The organism is Frankia sp. CcI156, from assembly GCF_001983015.1.
GTDB lineage: Bacteria > Actinomycetota > Actinomycetes > Frankiales > Frankiaceae > Frankia > Frankia casuarinae.
In genome coordinates this window covers 70,231-86,065 of sequence record NZ_MOMD01000021.1, presented here as the reverse complement: position 1 = coordinate 86,065, position 15,835 = coordinate 70,231, and the positions used below count along the sequence as shown (strand labels likewise).

Sequence of the window (15,835 nt, the reverse complement as noted above, 5' to 3'; positions counted from 1 at the left end):
CCTGGGTCAGGGGGCCTGGGTCAGGGGGCCTGGAATCCCGCGTTGGTCAGCACGGTGCTCGCCTTGTCGGACAGGATGAAGTTGACGAACGCGGTGGCGCCGACGGCGTTGGGCGCGTTCTTCAGCGCGACGATCGGGTAGTCGTTGATCGCCTTGGCGGATTCGGGGAACTCGACGCCGTCCACCTTGCCCGCCGACGCCTTGACGTCCGTGCGGTAGACCAGCGCGGCGTCGACCTCACCGAGGGTGACCTTCGACAGCGCGGACTTGACGTCCTGCTCCAGGGTGACCGGGGTCAGGTTCACTCCGGTGGCGGCGAGCGCCTTCTTCGCGGCGGCTCCGCAGGGCACCTGCTCGGCGCACAGCGCGACCTTCACCCCAGGCTTGGTCAGGGCGGGCAGATCGGTGATGCCCTTCGGGTTGCCCTTCGGTACGGCGATGACGAGCTGGTTGCGGACGAAGACCTTGGGCGCGCCGACGTTGTCGCCGGCGTCGGTGACGGTCTTCATCGTGGCCGGGCTCGCCGCGGCGAACACGTCGGCCGGGGCGCCGGAGGTGATCTGCTGGGCCAGCTGCGAGCTGCCGGCGAAGGAGAAGGTCACCTTCGATCCGGGGTTCGCGGCCTCGAAGTCCTTGCCGAGCTGGGTGAACGACCCCGTCAGCGAGGCGGCGGCGAGCACCTTGACGGTCCCTTGTACTCCGCTCGCGGCGCTGCTGGCCGTGGCGGAGGGCGTCGCGGCAGCGCCGCCGTCGCTGCCGCCACATCCGGCGGTCGCGAGAAGCCCGGCGCCGAGCACCGCCAGGGCCGCCGTCTTCATCCTGYGAAATCTCATGTGTCCCGTTCCTCCACCCGTTCACCCGTTGTCCGGCTTCCGCAGCCGCGGACCATGTCGCTGATCTAATCCGCAGATACGAAACTCTGTGCATGATAGTTCCGCATCTGCGCGCTGAACAGGTGGGTTGTTCCGTGGTGTGCCGATGCGCGGCCGGGGCCTGCGCCACGGCGACCGGAGCCCCGCTCGGCGGGCGATGTCGAGAGCGGTGCCGAGAGCGGTGCCGAGAGCGGTGCCGAGAGCGGTGCCGAGGGCAGGGTCGAGAGCGGTGCCGAGCCGGTTGAGCCGGTCATGCTCCTCTGGCCGGCCGCGGGTTACGATGGCAGGACGTGGAAGGTCCGGTCGTGGTAGATGAGCGGGGACGCCTCCGGGTCGGTGTCCGCCTCAAGGACCTGGCCGATGACGAGGAAATGGTCCCCGGCCTCGACGGGTGGCCGGGCGGAGCAGCGCAGCCACGCCCGTCCCCCGTCGAGCAGGGGCTCGCCGGTGGGCAGCCTGGTCCAGCGGGTCGGCGAGGCGAATCGGTCGATCCCGCTGCGGGCGAAGCGCCGGGCGACCTCCTCCTGCTGGGAGGACAACAGGTTCACCACGAAGGTCTCCGCGACCCGCAGWCGGGGCCACGTCGATGACACCCGGACTCTGGTCCTCGACTCCGCGCAGGCCAGACGAGTCGCAGCGCTGATCACCTGGCAGCATGCCGTCGGGGGGCAGGCGCACTGCTTGGCCCGGCTGGTGCTGCGCGCCGCACCCGAACCGCCGGTCGCGGTCCTGTCCGAGCTGGCCGACAACCCCGACCGTCTCGGGATCAGCGGAGATATGGCCGGGGTCGCCGTGGCGTTCCTCGCGGCCATGCGGCCCTACGCCACCCTGGACCCCGCATCGCTGGTCTGGATCACTCACCACGGGCCGTTCTCCTCCCCCGATGACGACGGCGGGCCCCAGACCTTCACCCGCGTGGACCTCGACTACCGCGATGGCGCCTTCCACGACGACCTGCGGGCCGCCCGCAAGGCCGACATCGTGGTCTCCGCCACCGGGCAGCCCACCTGCTCACCGGCGAGCACATCGGCGAGCACATCGGCGCCCACCAGTGCCTCGTTGTGGACTCCGGGTTCATGCCGCGCGCCGACGGGTCGGTGGCCGGCGGCATCCACCCCAGCGCCGTCGGGATCCCGTAGCGGATCACCCCGGTGCCCGGTGGGGTCGGCCCGGTCGAGATGGCCGTGCTGATGGAACGCATCGTCCGCCAGGAGGCCGACCCGAACCTGCGCCCCTGGGCGCTGCCCCGGCGTCGCCCCGGACCCGCGCCCAGACCACGACGCGCGCCGCCTTCCCGGCCCGCAACCCGTCCCCATCTCGTACCCCACCCCGGCGGGAACCGCCACCTCCTCCACCGAGCCCCACCCCGCCCCGGCGGCCCCGGTGAGCGGCGGACTGTCCGCGCTGCGCATCGCCGCCCTGGTCCACGCCGGGGAGCTATCCGCCGAGCAGATGACCCGCGACGCGCTTGCGCGTATCGCGGACGGCGATTCGGCGGTGCGGGCCTTCGCCGCCCTGTGGCCCGAGCAGGCATACGCCCACGCGGCCGACGTGGACCGCCGGGTCCGCGCGGGCGAACGGCCGCCGCTGGCCGGGGTGCCTCTGGGGGTGAAGGTTACCGAGGGGCTGACCTCGACCCAGACCCGCCGGCTGCTCGCGGGCGGCTGCGTACCGGTCGGTGCCACCGCCGCCCCGGGCCCGGGCACTACCTGGCAGACCTGGGGGCACACCGACCGCGGCCCGACTCTCAATCCGCACGACCCGGCTTGGAGCCCCGGCGGGTCGTCCGCCGGATCGGCCGCCGCCGTCGCCGCCGGCCTGGTTCCCTTGGCCACCGGCAGCGACGGCGCCGGTTCGGTGCGCATCCCGGCGGCGTGGTGCGGCGTCGTGGGCCTGAAACTCACGGGCGGCCGGGTGCCCGCCCGCGACCGCGCGGGTCTCAACGCTGCCGGCGTGCTGGCCCGCGAGCCCGCCGACGCGGCCGCCTACCTCGACGCCGTCGCGGGCACCGCGACCCTGCCGGCGCTGCGCCGCCCCGACCGGCCGCTGCGCACGGCGTGGTCGGCCACGCTCGGTTTCGCCGATACGGCCCCGGCGGTCGCCGAGGTGGCCCGCACCCACCTGGACGCCCTCGCCCGAGCCGGCGCGCTCGCGGTGACCGATGCCGTGCCGTGCTTGCCCGACCCGGCGGACTGCTGGGTGTCCCTGCGTCACAGCGGCCAGGACACCGCCGGTACCCGGGCCGCCCTGCTGCGCTCTCTCGGTGGCCTGTTCGCCGGGCACGACCTGCTCGCCACCCCGACCACACCCAACCCCCCGCACGGCCACCAGGGGCCCGGGGAGACGATGAGCGTGGCACTCACCTGGGCGTTCAACATCACCGGCCATCCTGCGATCAGCATCCCAGCAGGCCTAACCGGTGTCGGGGAACCGGTTGGCCTGCACCTGGTCGCCCCACCGGGCCGCGAGGCCGACCTTCTCGCCGTCGCTCTGGTGGCCCGCGCCATGCCCACCGYGCCCATCCGAACATGGCGACGACGGCTACCGGGCCCGGGACTCGGGTTCGTGCCTTGACGGCGCCGACCTCGTCCTGGTCGCCGAACTCCTCGGCCACGCCCGCGTCGACACCGTCCGGATCTACACCCTGCCCACCGACGACGACGTCCAAGACGCCGTCGACCGGGTCACCGTCGACTACGAACCACTCCGAAACGGACCATGCCACTACAGAGAGCTACTTTGCGGCTGGTGGCACGAACCCGAGTCCTGGGCCCTCCAGCGCTGTCCCGTTGCTGTCCCGTGCCGTTCAGAAGATCCCGAAACGTCAGAAGATCCCGAAACGTACGACGCACAGGGCACCGGCCACCAGGCAGTAGACGGCGAAGGGGGTCGCCGTGCGGGTTTCGAACCATCGGGCCAGGAACCGGATGGACACGTAGGCCACGACGCCGGCGACGATCGCCCCGAACAGGGTCTGACCGCGAACACCGTCTCCGAGCGGGCCGAGGAGGTCGGGGAGTTTCAGCAGGCCGGCGGCGAGGATCACCGGGGTGGCGAGCAGGAACGCGAACCGGGCGGCGTCGAGGTGGGAGAGTCCCCGGGACAGGCCAGCGATCATCGTGACGCCCGACCGGCTGATTCCCGGAGYCAGGGCGGCGGTCTGCGCCACCCCGACGAGCAGGGCGTCCAGGCGCGGCAGCGCGGCGAGCCGCCGGTCGGCGTGCCGGGCCGCTGTCTCGGCTTCGGGTAGTGCTGTCTCGGCTTCGGGTAGTGTCACATCCTCGGCTTCGGGTAGTGCCGTCTCGGTCGTCACGGCCTTCGAGTGGTTGCCGGGCCCGGACCCGGGTGCGGATCCGTGAGCTACCAGGGGACCGGAGGCCGGGCGCGTCCCGACCCTGCGGCCCGTGACCGGCGCCGAGCGTGGTATCGGCATGGTGTGCTCGTCCCGGTATCCGGCCGGCCCGGGAGCGCCGCCGGTCGTCGACCGGCGGCGCAGACGCTCCCCCAGCAGCATGATCATGCCGTTCACGGTGAGGAACACGGCGGCCGGCAGCGGCCGGCCCAGGTGGGTGCGCAGCGGATGCTCGAGGAGCAGCCCGACGATGCCCACCGGAACGGTCCCAAGGATGATCAGCCAGGCGAGCCGGCCGTCGGCGGTGGTGACCCGCCGGTCCCGGACCGAGACGGCCAGGCCCGTGATGATGCGCCGCCAGTCGTCACGGAAGGCGACGATAAGCGCCGCGGCGGTGGCCACGTGCACGGCGACGATGAAGGCGAGGTAGGGCGACTCGGGCGCGGAGACGTCGAGGTCCGCTGCCCATCGGCCGCCGATGAGAGCCGGCACGAGCACGCTGTGACCAAGGCTGGACACCGGGAACAACTCCGTGGCGCCCTGCAGGGCACCGATCACGCCCGCCTCGGCGTAGCTGAACGAGGACATGCCCGGCACCGTGCGCCTTCGATCATGTGAACATGGTGTGATGACCGAGTCCCGCGGCGCCACCGGCCGTGACACCGGCCGCAGACCGGAGCGGTTCTGCGCTCGCAGCAGCTCTACGATCCGTTCCATGCGGGTACTGGTCGTCGAGGACGAGGCGCGCACCGCCGCCCTGCTCCGCCGTGGCCTGGTCGAGGAGGGCTACGCGGTCGACGTCGTCGGTGACGGCGCCGACGCGGTCTGGCAGGCGACCGAGATCGGCTACGACGCGATCGTCCTGGACCTCATGCTTCCCGGTCTCGACGGATTCGAGGTGTGCCGCCGCCTGCGCGAGGCGGGCCGCTGGGCCCCGGTGCTCATGCTCACCGCCCGGGGGGACGTTGACGACCGTATCCGCGGTCTCGACGCGGGTGCCGACGACTACCTGCCCAAGCCGTTCAGCTTCGGGGAACTGACCGCCCGGCTGCGGGCGCTCGTGCGGCGCGGGGCCGTGGAACGCCCCACCGTCCTGCGGATCGGGGATCTTCGCCTCGACCCGGCCGAGCACCGCGTCCTGCGGGCTGGATCGCCACTYGACCTGTCCGCGAAGGAGTTCGCGCTCCTCCACCTGCTCATGCGCCATCCCGACGAGGTTCTGACCCGTACCTATATCGTCGATCACGTCTGGGACTTCGCCTTCGACGGCACCTCCAACATCGTCGACCAGTACGTGCGCTACGTCCGCCGGAAGATCGACATTCCGGACGGTCCGTCGCTCATCGAGACCRTCCGCGGGGTCGGATACCGGCTACGGACCCCGGCCGAGACGCCGCCCGGGAGGTCCCGCACACCTGATGTGTCTGCCGCGCCCGGTGCGTCTGCCGCGCCCGGCCCGGTCGTCGACGGGGGATCGTAGCCCGACGTGCCGATCCGGGTGAGGCTGACCCTGCTGTTCGCGCTGGGGACCGCGATCGTGCTCGCCGTCGCTGGCGTCCTGTTCTACCTGCTGCTCCGGGTGAACCTGCGGGACTCCGTTGACGCCGACCTGCGGACCCGGTCGGATCTGCTGACGGTCAGGCTCGCCGATCGGTTTGATGCCGCCCGGCCCGGGGGCGCCGGGGGCGTTGGTCGAGCCGATGCGGCCGATCTGCTCGTGGGCGGCGGATCGATCGCCCAGGTGCTCCGGGCGGACGGGACGCCGATCGTCTCGTCGCCGGACGCCGGGTCGCGGCCGCTGCTGACCGCGGACCAGCTCGCCCGGGCCCGGGCGCAGCCGACCCTGGTCACCCGGGAAGTGCGGGCCGGCACCGGGATCAGGCCGACCGGAGATGTCCGCGTCCTGGCCGTGGCGGTGCACACGGGCCGGGCCACCATGATCGCGGTCGTCGGCACGCCGACGCACCTCACCGACAGGGCCGAGGACCGGGTCCGCAACGTGATGGTGGTGGCGACGGCTCCGACGATCGCGCTGGCCGGCCTCGCCGCCTGGCTGCTCTCGGGGGCGGCGCTGCGGCCGGTGGAGCGGATGCGCCGGCAGGCGGCCGCCATGGCGGCCGCGGAGGTGGTCGCCGCCGGTCCGGTCGCCGCCGGTGGCGGCGACCCGGTCACCGCCGGCAGGAACGGCGAGCTGGCGGTGCCCGCGACCCATGACGAGATCGCCGCTCTGGCCAGAACGATGAACGACCTGCTCCGCCGGCTGAACGCGGCCCGTGCCCGGGACCGTGCCTTCGTCGCCGACGCCGGCCACGAGCTGCGGACGCCCCTGACCGTGCTCAAGGCCGAGCTGGAGCTCGCCGCCCGTCCCGGTCGCACGCGCGAGGAGCTGATCGAGGCGATCGTCAACGTCTCGGACGAGACCGACCGGCTCATCCGGCTGGCCGAGTCGTTGCTCACGCTCGCCCGGATGGACGGTGGTCTCGTCGGACAGGGGCGGGTCGCGCTCGACGAGGTACTCACCCGCTCCGCCCGGGCAGCGACGGGCTTTCTCCAGGCGCGCGGGCTACGACTCCGGCTTGGCGTCGCCGACGCGCAGCGGCCGCTGGAGGTCCTCGGCGACGGGGACATGCTCCGGCGGGCGGTCGACAACCTGCTTGCCAACGCCGCGCGTCACGCACCCGCGGGCAGCGTCGTCGAGCTGCGGGGATGCCGCACACCGCGGCGGGTCGTCGGGCCGTGGGTGGGTGTGGACGGGCCGGGCGAGGTCGTCATCGTGCAGATCCGCGACCGCGGCCCCGGGTTCCCTCCCGAGTTCCTGCCGTACGTGTTCGAACGGTTCCGTCGCGCGGACACCGCCCGCACCCGGGACCACGGCGGTGCCGGGCTGGGTCTCGCGATCGTCGCCGCGATCATCAGTGCACACGGCGGCACCGTCGAGGCGGCCAACTGTCCGGACGGYGGCGCGGTCGTCACCGTCACCCTGCCTGCGACCGCCTGGCCTCCCGGTCCGCCGTCGGCGAGCCTGGCCTCCCGGTCCGCCGCCGGCGAGGGTGCACCGGGTCGTCCGGGTGAGCCCCGCCGTCCCGACGGGCCCGCGCGTCAGCCGTCGGCGAGGGATCTCCGGTCCCGGCGCAGGGGATGATCGGGCGGGATCTCCACGACCACGATCGGGACGCCGTCCGGATCCTCGATCCACATCTCGTCGAGTCCCCACGGCTCACGCCGCGGCTCCCGGGTGATGACGACACCCRCCGCGTTCAACCGGGCGTGTTCGGCTGCCAGGTCACGCACCTGCAGCCAGAGCCGCGCCGTCCTCACTGGTTCCCGGCCCGTGCCCGCCGGTTCCCCGTCCGCGCCCACCGGCCGTGCCGGCCGCGGCGAGCGCCCGGACACCTCCAACAGGCCCTGGCCGAGGAAGAACACCAGCCCGGGTTCCTCCGGCGGCCCGAACTCGCGGTAGACCGCCAGCCCGAGGGTCTCGCGGTAGAAGTGATGACTGCGCTGCGGATCCGTGGGCCGGAGCAGGATGCGGCTACTGAGAACCTCCATCCGGCGAGTCTGCCCCGCCTGCGGACCGCCGTCGTCACCCGCGAGGTGCTGCGGGAGGCCGAGAGCGACCCGCGGCGGCGCCCCTTCGTCCACGTCGCGTAGCGTCCCGTTGTTCCCGTTGTTCCCGTTGTTCCCGTTGTTCCCGGGCCCGGYGGCCGGTGCCGTCCGTCCCGGCGGGGCGGATCAGCCCTTGCTAGATTGATCGAATGTGCGAGCCCGCCGGCCGGCGTGAGCGCAAGAAGCGGCGCACCCACGACGCGCTGTCCGCGGCGGCCATCGCGCTGTTCCTCGACCGCGGCTTCGGTGCGGTGTCGGTGGCGGAGGTCGCAGCGGCGGCCGGGGTGTCGAAGCCGACGCTGTTCACCTACTTCACGAGCAAGGAGGACCTGGTCCTGCACCGGATCCTCGACCATCGTGGGGAGTTCGCCCGGGTGGTGGCGCAGCGCCCGGCGGGCAGTTCGCCGCTGGCCGCCATCGAGGAACATCTCGCCGCCGGGCTCGAGCGCCGGGAGCCGGTCACCGGTCTGAACGACGACCGCGAGGTGCTCGCCTACCACGGCATGGTCTTCTCCACCCCGAGTCTGCTCGGCAGGCTGGCCCAGCACACCGGGCAGGATGAGGATGCCCTCGCCGCCGCGCTGGCCGCGGCGGTGCCGGCGGCCGGCGAGCTCGCGGCCCGGCTGGCTGCCGCGCAGATCATCGCCGTCCRGCGGGTGCTGGCCCGGGAGAACTGGGCCCGGCTGGGGGAGGGACGGTCCGCCGCGCAGGTGTTCCCGGACGCGCTTGCCGCCGCGCATCAGGCGTTCCGCGCCCTGCGGCGTGCCCTCCCCGACTACGCCTGAGTGCCTGCCATGTCCTGACTGTTCCTTCATGATCGCGGGTTGCGGCGGGGAGTGCCGCCTTCGTCCGGATAGTATTCCTTACCGAGTTAAGAAAGGGGTGCTCGGTGATGATTGACGGCATGAACGCCGAACCGGATGCGGATCCGGTCGACCTGGCCGTCGATGTGGCTGTCGATGTGGCCGGACCGGACGCGGAGCTGGCCGCGGAACGCGAGCACCTCCGGCGCAGCCGGCGGGCGCTGGCGGGGATGCGGGCCGAGGTCGAGGGAACGGAGATTGCCGCGGGCGACGCGGTCGTGGACAAGGTGACGAACGCCTACCTGAAGCTGGCGAAGCAACGGCGGCTCGCCAGCTTCACCGAGCAGGAGCATTCGACGCCGCTGTTCTTCGGCCGGGTCGACTACGGGCCCGACGCGCCCCGGGGCCCCGGCCAGCGCTTCTACCTCGGGCGGCGGCACGTGCGCGAGGCTGCCGGGGACGATCCGCTGGTCGTCGACTGGCGCACCGAGGTCGCCCGGCCGTTCTACCGGGCGCATCCGGGCGACCCGATGGGGCTCACGGTCCGACGCAGGTTCGGCTACGACGGGGCGGAGCTCACCGCGTTCGAGGACGAACCGCTCATCCCCCGCCGCTCGGGGGCGGGGACGGCGGCGGGAGAGCCGGCGGCGGCGGGAGAGCCGGCGGGGGAGGCGACCGGGCCGGCCGGCGACCTGCTGGACCGGGAGATCGAACGGCCCCGCACCGGGCCGATGCGCGACATCATTGCGACGATCCAACCCGAGCAGGACGAGATCGTCCGGGCGGATCTCGCCGTGAGCGTGTGCGTCCAGGGCGCCCCGGGGACGGGAAAGACCGCCGTGGGGCTCCACCGGGCCGCCTATCTGCTCTACGCCCACCGTGAGCAGCTGCGGCGCTGCGGGGTACTCGTCGTCGGCCCCAACCGCGCCTTCCTCGGCTACATCGCCGCGGTGCTGCCCTCCCTCGGGGAGTTCACGGTGCGGCACAGCACCCTCGACGACGTGGTGGGCGCGGTCGCCGTGCGCGGCACGGACCCCGACGACGTGGCCGCGCTCAAGGGCGACGCCCGGATGGCGACGGTGATCCGTCGGGCGTTGCACGGGGCGATCCGCCCGCCCACCACGGCCGGTCTCCGTGGACACCCGGGTCGGCCGGTGGACGGTCGGCGCCGACGAGTTCGTGGACCTGGCCGCCGACCTGATCGCGCAGCTGGGCGCGGGCGCGTTGCGCTACGGTACCGCCCGGGCACGCCTGGCCGGCCGGATCGCCGAGTCTGTCCGTCGCCGGGCCGAGGCGAGCGGACACTTTTTCACCGACGGGGCGCTGCGCACCCTCGCCCGCGGCCGGGCCGTCCGCGAGGCCGTCGAGGCGGTCTGGCCGCGGGCCGACGCGCCGGGCCTGGTGCACCGCCTGCTCACCGACCCGGCGTTCCTGGCGTCGGCGGCCGACGGGGTGCTCACCGACGACGAACAGCGCCTGCTGCTGACCGGCGCACCGCGGGGCGGGGTCCGGACGGCGCGCTGGTCGCTCGCCGACGCGTTCTGCGTCGATGAGGCCCGGGACCTCATCGAGAGCGGACCGGGCTTCGGGCACGTGATCATCGACGAGGCGCAGGACCTCTCCGCGATGCAGTGCCGCGCGCTCGGCCGCCGCTGCGCGGACGGCTCCGCCACCGTCCTCGGGGACATCGCCCAGGGCACCACCAGCTGGGCCGCGACCTCGTGGCCGACGTTGCTGGCCCATCTCGGCAAACCCACGGCGCACCTGGAGGTGCTGACCCGCGGTTACCGGGTGCCCGCGGAGATCCTCGACTTCGCGAACCGGCTCCTGCGCCACATCGCCCCGGATCTGCGTCCGGCGACCTCGGCGCGGACCACGCGCGGCGCGCTGACGACGGCCCCAACCACCCCGCAGGGGCTCACCGCCGCGGTGGTCGACCACACCCGCCGGACCCTGCCGCACCCCGGCTCGCTGGCGATCATCGTCGCCGACCGGGAGGTGGCGGCACTCGCGGCGGCGCTGGACGCCGCGCGGCTGCCGATGCCGATCGTCCCGCTCGACGGGGACACCCCACCCGGGCGGGCCTGCCTCGTGCCCGCCTCGCTCGCCAAGGGACTGGAGTTCGACCATGTCATCGTGGTGGAACCCGCCGCGATCGTGGCGGGTGAGGCGTGGCTGTTGCAGGGGTTGCGCCGGCTCTATGTCGTCCTCACCCGCGCCGTGAGCGCCCTCACCGTCGTGCACGCCGACGCGCTGCCCGCACAGCTGCGGTGAGCGACCTCGCGGGCCCGATCCGGGTGGTTGCCGTGTCGCCACCGGACGAGTGGGAGAAACTGTCGATGTGGCAGATGAACGGAACGTTCTCGGTGGGGAACTGGAGCCCTGCGGCACCGATCCGGTGACCGGCTTCTACCGCGACGGGTGCTGCAGCACCGGTCCGGAGGATCTCGGTAGCCATACCGTGTGCGCGGTGGTCAMCACCGAGTTCCTACGGCACCAGCGGCAGGTCGGCAACGACCTGTCGACGCCCCGACCCGAGTACTCCTTCCCCGGCCTGCGCCCGGGTGACCGCTGGTGCGTGGTCGCGGTACGGTGGCTGCAGGCCTATGAGGCGGGGGCCGCCGCGCCTGTCGTGCTGGCCTCGACGCACGAACGCGCCCTGGAGGTCATCCCGCTGGAGGCGCTGCGCGCCCACGCCGTTGACGTGCCCGCCGACCCACGATCACTCGGCTGACCTCGGCCGGCCCCGCCGGTCGCCGGCCCTGTCAGTCGATGATCTCGTCAGTCGATGATCTCGGGTTCGAGGCCCACGGTGAGCCAGTCGACGTAGGACAGGCCGGTGATCTCTTCGAGGCGGGCGATGTCGTCGACGAAGTACGGCAGCACGGCGCGGTGCTGCTCGGCGGTGAGCTTCGGGCGTCCGCCCTTCTGCCGCTGCAACGCGGTGAGCAGCGGACCGCGGAAGGTCCTRCGCGCGGGAACCGGGAAGTGGTGCCCGATCCGCCCGCCGGTGCGTAGCGCCGCGCGCAGCACGCTGTTCACGGGGGTGTCCGCGACGAACGGCGTGACGTTCTCGGCGGGCACCAGGTCCACCAGACCCGTCTCGACGCCGAGGAACTCGCAGACCCGGTCCAGCGTGGCGGCGGGGGAGTCGCGCAGGTCCCGGTAGCGCAGCAGCAGGACCTGGTCGCGGGAGAACAGGGTGAACAGATGGCTGAGCTGCTCCCCGTACAGGCCGAGGGAGACGTAGTGCCAGAACTGGGCCCAGCCGGCGTCCCGGCGCTCACGCTCCAGAGCACAGGCCCGGACGAAGTCACGTTCCGACTCCAGCCCCGCCGCCCACAGATGGGTCCAGTTCGAATGTGCGCGGTCGACCGGGTTGCGCAGCATGACGATGATCCGCGCCTTCGGCAGGAGCCGCCTGATCCGGTTCTGGGCGTCCAGGTCGTAGAGGTAGAACGGAGTGACCTCGCCCTTGAGCGTCCCCGCCGGAGCGGCATCGAACAGCGCTTCGTAGTCGGCCCGCCGCCACACGTGCTCCTGGTACGTCTGGGCGTCACCGGGGCCGCCCCGGGCCGGCGGCGGCCCCTGCGACAGGAAGAACTTCGGCTCCTTCACCGACGGGAGGAACAGCGCCGGGTGTCGGACGAGTGCCGCGTGCAGCGCCGTCGTTCCGGCTTTCGGCACGCCGATCACGAGGAAGTCGGGAAGGGCCATATGACGGGCGCTCCTGGACGACTGGGGTCGGTAAGCGACTGGGGTCGGTGGGCGGCCCCGGGGTACGTACCTCGCATACTCCAGTAATCCGACCGGGGACCTCAAGATAGTAGCGGTCAGGGCAGGACGGCGTGAACGGAACGTTCGTCATCCTTACCCGGCCGGTAGGGTTGCCGCGTGGTAGTGAGCAAACAGCACTTGGCGGCGACGGCCGTACCGCTCCCCGGGCTGAGGCCCGCCGTGACCGTGGTCGCGCCGCCCGGTGACGGCCCGGGGTACTGGGCCGGCGCGCCGTGCGCCATCGCGGTGGGCGGCGTATTTTACCTGKCCTATCGGCTGCGCCGTCCCGTTGGGATCGGCCGGGGCTTCGGCGTCGTCATCGCCCGCTCCACCKACGGGGAGAACTTCACCGAGATCGCCGTCGTGCCCCGGGACCCGTTCGGAGCCGAGAGCCTGGAGCGGCCCGCTCTGGTGGTGACCCCGCAGGGATCATGGCGGCTCTATGTGAGCTGCGCGGCTGCGGGCAGCCCRCACTGGTGGGTGGACCTGCTGGAGGCCGACGACCCCGCGGCGTTCGACCCGGCCCGCCGCCGTACCGTCCTGCCCGGCGATCCGGCCAGCCTCGCCGTCAAGGACCCGGTCGTGGTCCATTACGACGGGCAGTGGCATCTGTGGGCCTCCTGCCATCTGCTCGACGACCCGCTGGCGACGGACCGGATGGACAGCCGCCACGCCACGAGCCCGGACGGCGTGACCTGGACCTGGACTGGAACGGCGCTGGCGCCCCGCCCCGGCTGCTGGGACGCCCGCGGCGTGCGGATCAGTTCCGTGCTCACGGGCGGCTCCCAGCCGGTCGCCCTGTACGACGGTCGGGCCACCGCGGCGGAGAACTGGGCGGAACGCACCGGTCTCGCCGTCGGGGTGACCGTCGACCGGTTCCACGCGGTCGGCACCGAGCCGGTCGCGGTCTGTCCGGACGGGGACGGCGCCCTGCGCTACGTCAGCGTGGTCGAGCTCCCGGACGGCGGCCGGCGGCTGTACTACGAGGCCTCCCGGTCGGACGGCAGCCACGAGCTGCGCACGGAGCTGCATCCGGCCCCCTGAGCCGCCCCCGGTGCCCTGAACGCCGCCGTTTTGCCTGGTTGGCGGCATCCTGGCGGGGATGCTGCCGGTTTTAGGGAGGGGTCGCGTTTGAGGGGCCGGGTTCAGGGAGAGGTGTGGCGGCGCTCGCGACGAGGGCGTGCCCTGCCCGCGGATTTTGGGTCAGGCGATGGCCGCTCGGATGGGTTCGCGGTCGGTCAGGCCCACGCCGCCGCGCGGAGCGTCGGTCTCCCCCTTCATCTGACGGAAGATCGAGTCGTTGTCCCAGTACGCGCGCTCGGCAATGATTTTGCCCGGTTCCTGGCCGCTGAAGATGTAGAGCACAACGCCTTCGAAACGAACCGGACGACCCCGAGGGGCAATGCCGGCGAACTCGCCCTGATGTGTCCCTACCAGGGTCACCTCTCGCCAGGAGTAACCGGGGAGGTCGTATTCTCCGGTAACAGTGATGATGAAGTCCGGTAGGGCAAGGGCGAGCATTTCGTAGAAGTCCTGCACAYCGCGGATGCCTTCGTAGCGGGCGTTCATCGGGACGACGTCGTAGAAGGCACGCTCGTCGCGCAGGAAGGTGTCGTAGACCTTCTCCCAATCCTTGGCGTTCTCCTGGCGGATGTGCTCCTCGATGGTCGCGCGCTGCCAGGAGATACGTTCCTCGGTAGCAATAGTGGTCATGGTCTCGGTTTCCTGGTCCTTCTCGTAGAAGGAGAATTCGTTGCGGATYCATCGTACGACAGGTCTGGACGCGGAACAGTTCGGCTCTTCGAATTACGGTGGATGTCGTAATTAGGCGGACACGCGTGGCGGGGCGGCTTGGGTTGCGGGATGCAGCCAGCAGGGCCGGGTGGATCGGGACACGGCGTTGCGGCGTCCGCCATGCTGGAGCGGAACGTGCCGCCCGCACCGGTGATGATCGCGACTGTCAGGTCCCTGTGCGGCCCTTGCCGGCTTCTATCGTGACGGGTGACGCCAGGGCTCGGGGGCGCGCGTGCCCGCGGGTTCGCCCGGTCGGCGGGGGAGGTGGGGGTGGTGCGCGAGATCGCCGGCACCCTGCGCCGGTGGCGGGCGGCGGGCACCGCGTTCGCGGTGGCCACGGTCGTCGATGTCCGGGGCAGCGCGCCGCGCCAGCCGGGCGCGGCGATGGCTGTGGCTGCCGATGGCGAGGTCGTCGGCAGTGTGTCCGGCGGCTGCGTGGAGGGCGCCGTGTACGAGGCGGCCGCCGAGGTGGTCCGCACGGGGACGCCGGCCTTCGAGACCTATGGGATCCGCGATGACGACGTGGCCGCCGTCGGACTTACCTGCGGCGGCGTCATCGATCTGGTTGTTACGCCGCACCTGCCGCACCTGCCGCACCTGCCGGACGTGTCAGATCTGTCGCCCCCGCCGGGTCAGTCGGACCCGGGGCCATTGCCGCTCGACGCGGTCCTTGCGGCGATCGCCGCCGACGAGCCGGTGGCGCTGCTGACCGTGGTCGGTGGCGAGCGGCTGGGCAGCCAGGTCGCGGTGTGGCCGGAGCGGACCGCCGGTTCGTTCGGTTCGTCCGGGTGCGAGGTGACCGGGTGCGAGGTGACCGCGGTCGACGACGCCCGTGGCATGCTCGCGGCCGGGCTCAGCGGCCTGCGTCACTACGGTCTCCACGGGCAGGGGGGTCTCCACGGGCAGGGGCGACTCGACGCGGTACCGGTGTTCGTCTGTTCGTTCGCGCCGCCGCCGCGGATGCTGGTCTTCGGGGCGATCGACTACGCCGCCGCGGTGGTCCGCATCGGGCGTTTCCTCGGTTACCGGGTGACGGTGTGCGACGCGCGGCCGGTCTTCGCCACTCCTCGCCGTTTCCCCGACGCCCACGAGGTGGTATGCGAGCGACCGGCGGCGTTCCTCGCCCGCACCGAGGTCGACGCGCGCACGGTGATCTGCGTCCTCACCCACGACCCCAGATTCGACCTCCCGGTGCTGCGCGCGGCGCTGCGCTCCCCGGCCGGATACGTCGGSGCGATGGGGTCGCGGCGCACCCACGCCGACCGGCTGCGCCGGCTGCGCGAGGACGGGGTGAGCGAGTCCGACCTGGCCCGGCTGCGCTCACCCATCGGACTGGATCTGGGTGCGCGCACGCCCGAGGAGACGGCCGTCTCCATCGCCGCGGAAATCATCCAGAACCGGTGGGGCGGGAGTGGCCGCCCGTTGCGAGCCACCCGCGGCCGCATCCACGCCGAATCCGGTGATCCCGGCGGTGCCGGCGGTGCCGGCGGTGCCGCGGACGGACGCCCGAGGACAGCAAGATAATCAACGGTGTTGACGAGCATCCACACCCAAGATCATAAAAGAACAAAGCAACGCTCCCAGCCCCGGTCGGTGGTGCCTGAGTCGCGGCCAGAGTCAAACTCGGGGGT

Annotated in this window: 14 protein-coding genes and 1 pseudogene; 9 read left to right on the top strand and 6 right to left on the bottom strand. The window is 72.4% G+C overall.

Annotation, left to right across the window (positions count from 1 at the left end; genetic code table 11):
- Window positions 1-20 precede the first annotated feature (20 nt).
- The gene (gene modA, locus CcI156_RS09775) at window positions 21-833 is read right to left on the bottom strand and encodes a molybdate ABC transporter substrate-binding protein (protein WP_076805365.1); all 813 of its coding nucleotides are present in this window, start codon (window positions 831-833) and stop codon (window positions 21-23) included.
- Window positions 834-1,147: 314 nt separating this feature from the next.
- Complete coding sequence (locus CcI156_RS09770; RefSeq protein WP_232235111.1) at window positions 1,148-1,465, bottom strand: flavin reductase family protein; 318 nt, start codon at window positions 1,463-1,465, stop codon at window positions 1,148-1,150.
- Between the two features lie 88 nt (window positions 1,466-1,553).
- Here CcI156_RS09770 and CcI156_RS25590 point away from each other — a divergent pair, with 88 nt between their 5' ends.
- On the top strand, window positions 1,554-2,063 hold the full coding sequence (locus CcI156_RS25590) for a hypothetical protein (RefSeq protein WP_035732757.1): 510 nt from the start codon (window positions 1,554-1,556) through the stop codon (window positions 2,061-2,063).
- 192 nt (window positions 2,064-2,255) lie between these two features.
- Window positions 2,256-3,446 (top strand): amidase, encoded by a 1,191-nt coding sequence (locus CcI156_RS09760; RefSeq protein WP_076805364.1) that lies wholly within the window; start codon window positions 2,256-2,258, stop codon window positions 3,444-3,446.
- Between the two features lie 250 nt (window positions 3,447-3,696).
- Here the strand turns inward: CcI156_RS09760 and CcI156_RS09755 are convergent, their stop codons facing one another.
- Window positions 3,697-4,812 (bottom strand): undecaprenyl-diphosphate phosphatase, encoded by a 1,116-nt coding sequence (locus CcI156_RS09755; RefSeq protein WP_076805363.1) that lies wholly within the window; start codon window positions 4,810-4,812, stop codon window positions 3,697-3,699.
- A 127-nt stretch (window positions 4,813-4,939) separates the two neighbouring features.
- On the opposite strand from CcI156_RS09755, the gene CcI156_RS09750 reads away from it, so the two are divergent.
- Window positions 4,940-5,704, top strand: a complete 765-nt coding sequence (locus tag CcI156_RS09750; RefSeq protein WP_175637566.1) for a response regulator transcription factor — start codon at window positions 4,940-4,942, stop codon at window positions 5,702-5,704.
- Between the two features lie 18 nt (window positions 5,705-5,722).
- The gene (locus CcI156_RS09745) at window positions 5,723-7,366 is read left to right on the top strand and encodes a HAMP domain-containing sensor histidine kinase (protein WP_308726795.1); all 1,644 of its coding nucleotides are present in this window, start codon (window positions 5,723-5,725) and stop codon (window positions 7,364-7,366) included.
- On the opposite strand, the gene CcI156_RS09740 is transcribed toward CcI156_RS09745, so the two are convergent.
- The gene (locus CcI156_RS09740; protein WP_076805395.1) at window positions 7,324-7,773 is read right to left on the bottom strand and encodes a VOC family protein; all 450 of its coding nucleotides are present in this window, start codon (window positions 7,771-7,773) and stop codon (window positions 7,324-7,326) included. The genes CcI156_RS09745 and CcI156_RS09740 overlap by 43 nt on opposite strands.
- A gap of 206 nt (window positions 7,774-7,979) precedes the next feature.
- Here CcI156_RS09740 and CcI156_RS09735 point away from each other — a divergent pair, with 206 nt between their 5' ends.
- From CcI156_RS09735 to CcI156_RS09725, 3 genes and pseudogenes are all read left to right on the top strand, one after another.
- Window positions 7,980-8,615 carry a TetR family transcriptional regulator gene (locus CcI156_RS09735; RefSeq protein WP_076805361.1) on the top strand — a complete coding sequence of 212 codons (636 nt, stop codon included), beginning with the start codon at window positions 7,980-7,982 and terminating at the stop codon, window positions 8,613-8,615.
- Between the two features lie 119 nt (window positions 8,616-8,734).
- Window positions 8,735-10,907 (top strand): annotated as a pseudogene (locus tag CcI156_RS27690) (ATP-binding protein).
- A 67-nt stretch (window positions 10,908-10,974) separates the two neighbouring features.
- On the top strand, window positions 10,975-11,367 hold the full coding sequence (locus CcI156_RS09725) for a DUF2237 family protein (RefSeq protein ID WP_076805394.1): 393 nt from the start codon (window positions 10,975-10,977) through the stop codon (window positions 11,365-11,367).
- Window positions 11,368-11,414: 47 nt separating this feature from the next.
- On the opposite strand, the gene CcI156_RS09720 is transcribed toward CcI156_RS09725, so the two are convergent.
- Window positions 11,415-12,350: a sulfotransferase gene (locus CcI156_RS09720; protein ID WP_011436807.1), complete on the bottom strand. Its 936-nt coding sequence runs from the start codon at window positions 12,348-12,350 to the stop codon at window positions 11,415-11,417.
- 177 nt (window positions 12,351-12,527) lie between these two features.
- Between CcI156_RS09720 and CcI156_RS09715 the strand changes: the two genes are divergently transcribed.
- A complete protein-coding gene (locus CcI156_RS09715; protein WP_076805360.1) occupies window positions 12,528-13,454 on the top strand; it encodes a hypothetical protein in 927 nt (308 codons plus the stop codon).
- Between the two features lie 159 nt (window positions 13,455-13,613).
- On the opposite strand, the gene CcI156_RS09710 is transcribed toward CcI156_RS09715, so the two are convergent.
- Window positions 13,614-14,123 (bottom strand): ester cyclase, encoded by a 510-nt coding sequence (locus tag CcI156_RS09710; protein ID WP_076805359.1) that lies wholly within the window; start codon window positions 14,121-14,123, stop codon window positions 13,614-13,616.
- Window positions 14,124-14,477: 354 nt separating this feature from the next.
- Here CcI156_RS09710 and CcI156_RS09705 point away from each other — a divergent pair, with 354 nt between their 5' ends.
- The gene (locus CcI156_RS09705; protein ID WP_035941167.1) at window positions 14,478-15,728 is read left to right on the top strand and encodes an XdhC family protein; all 1,251 of its coding nucleotides are present in this window, start codon (window positions 14,478-14,480) and stop codon (window positions 15,726-15,728) included.
- The last annotated feature ends 107 nt before the right edge of the window (window positions 15,729-15,835 follow it).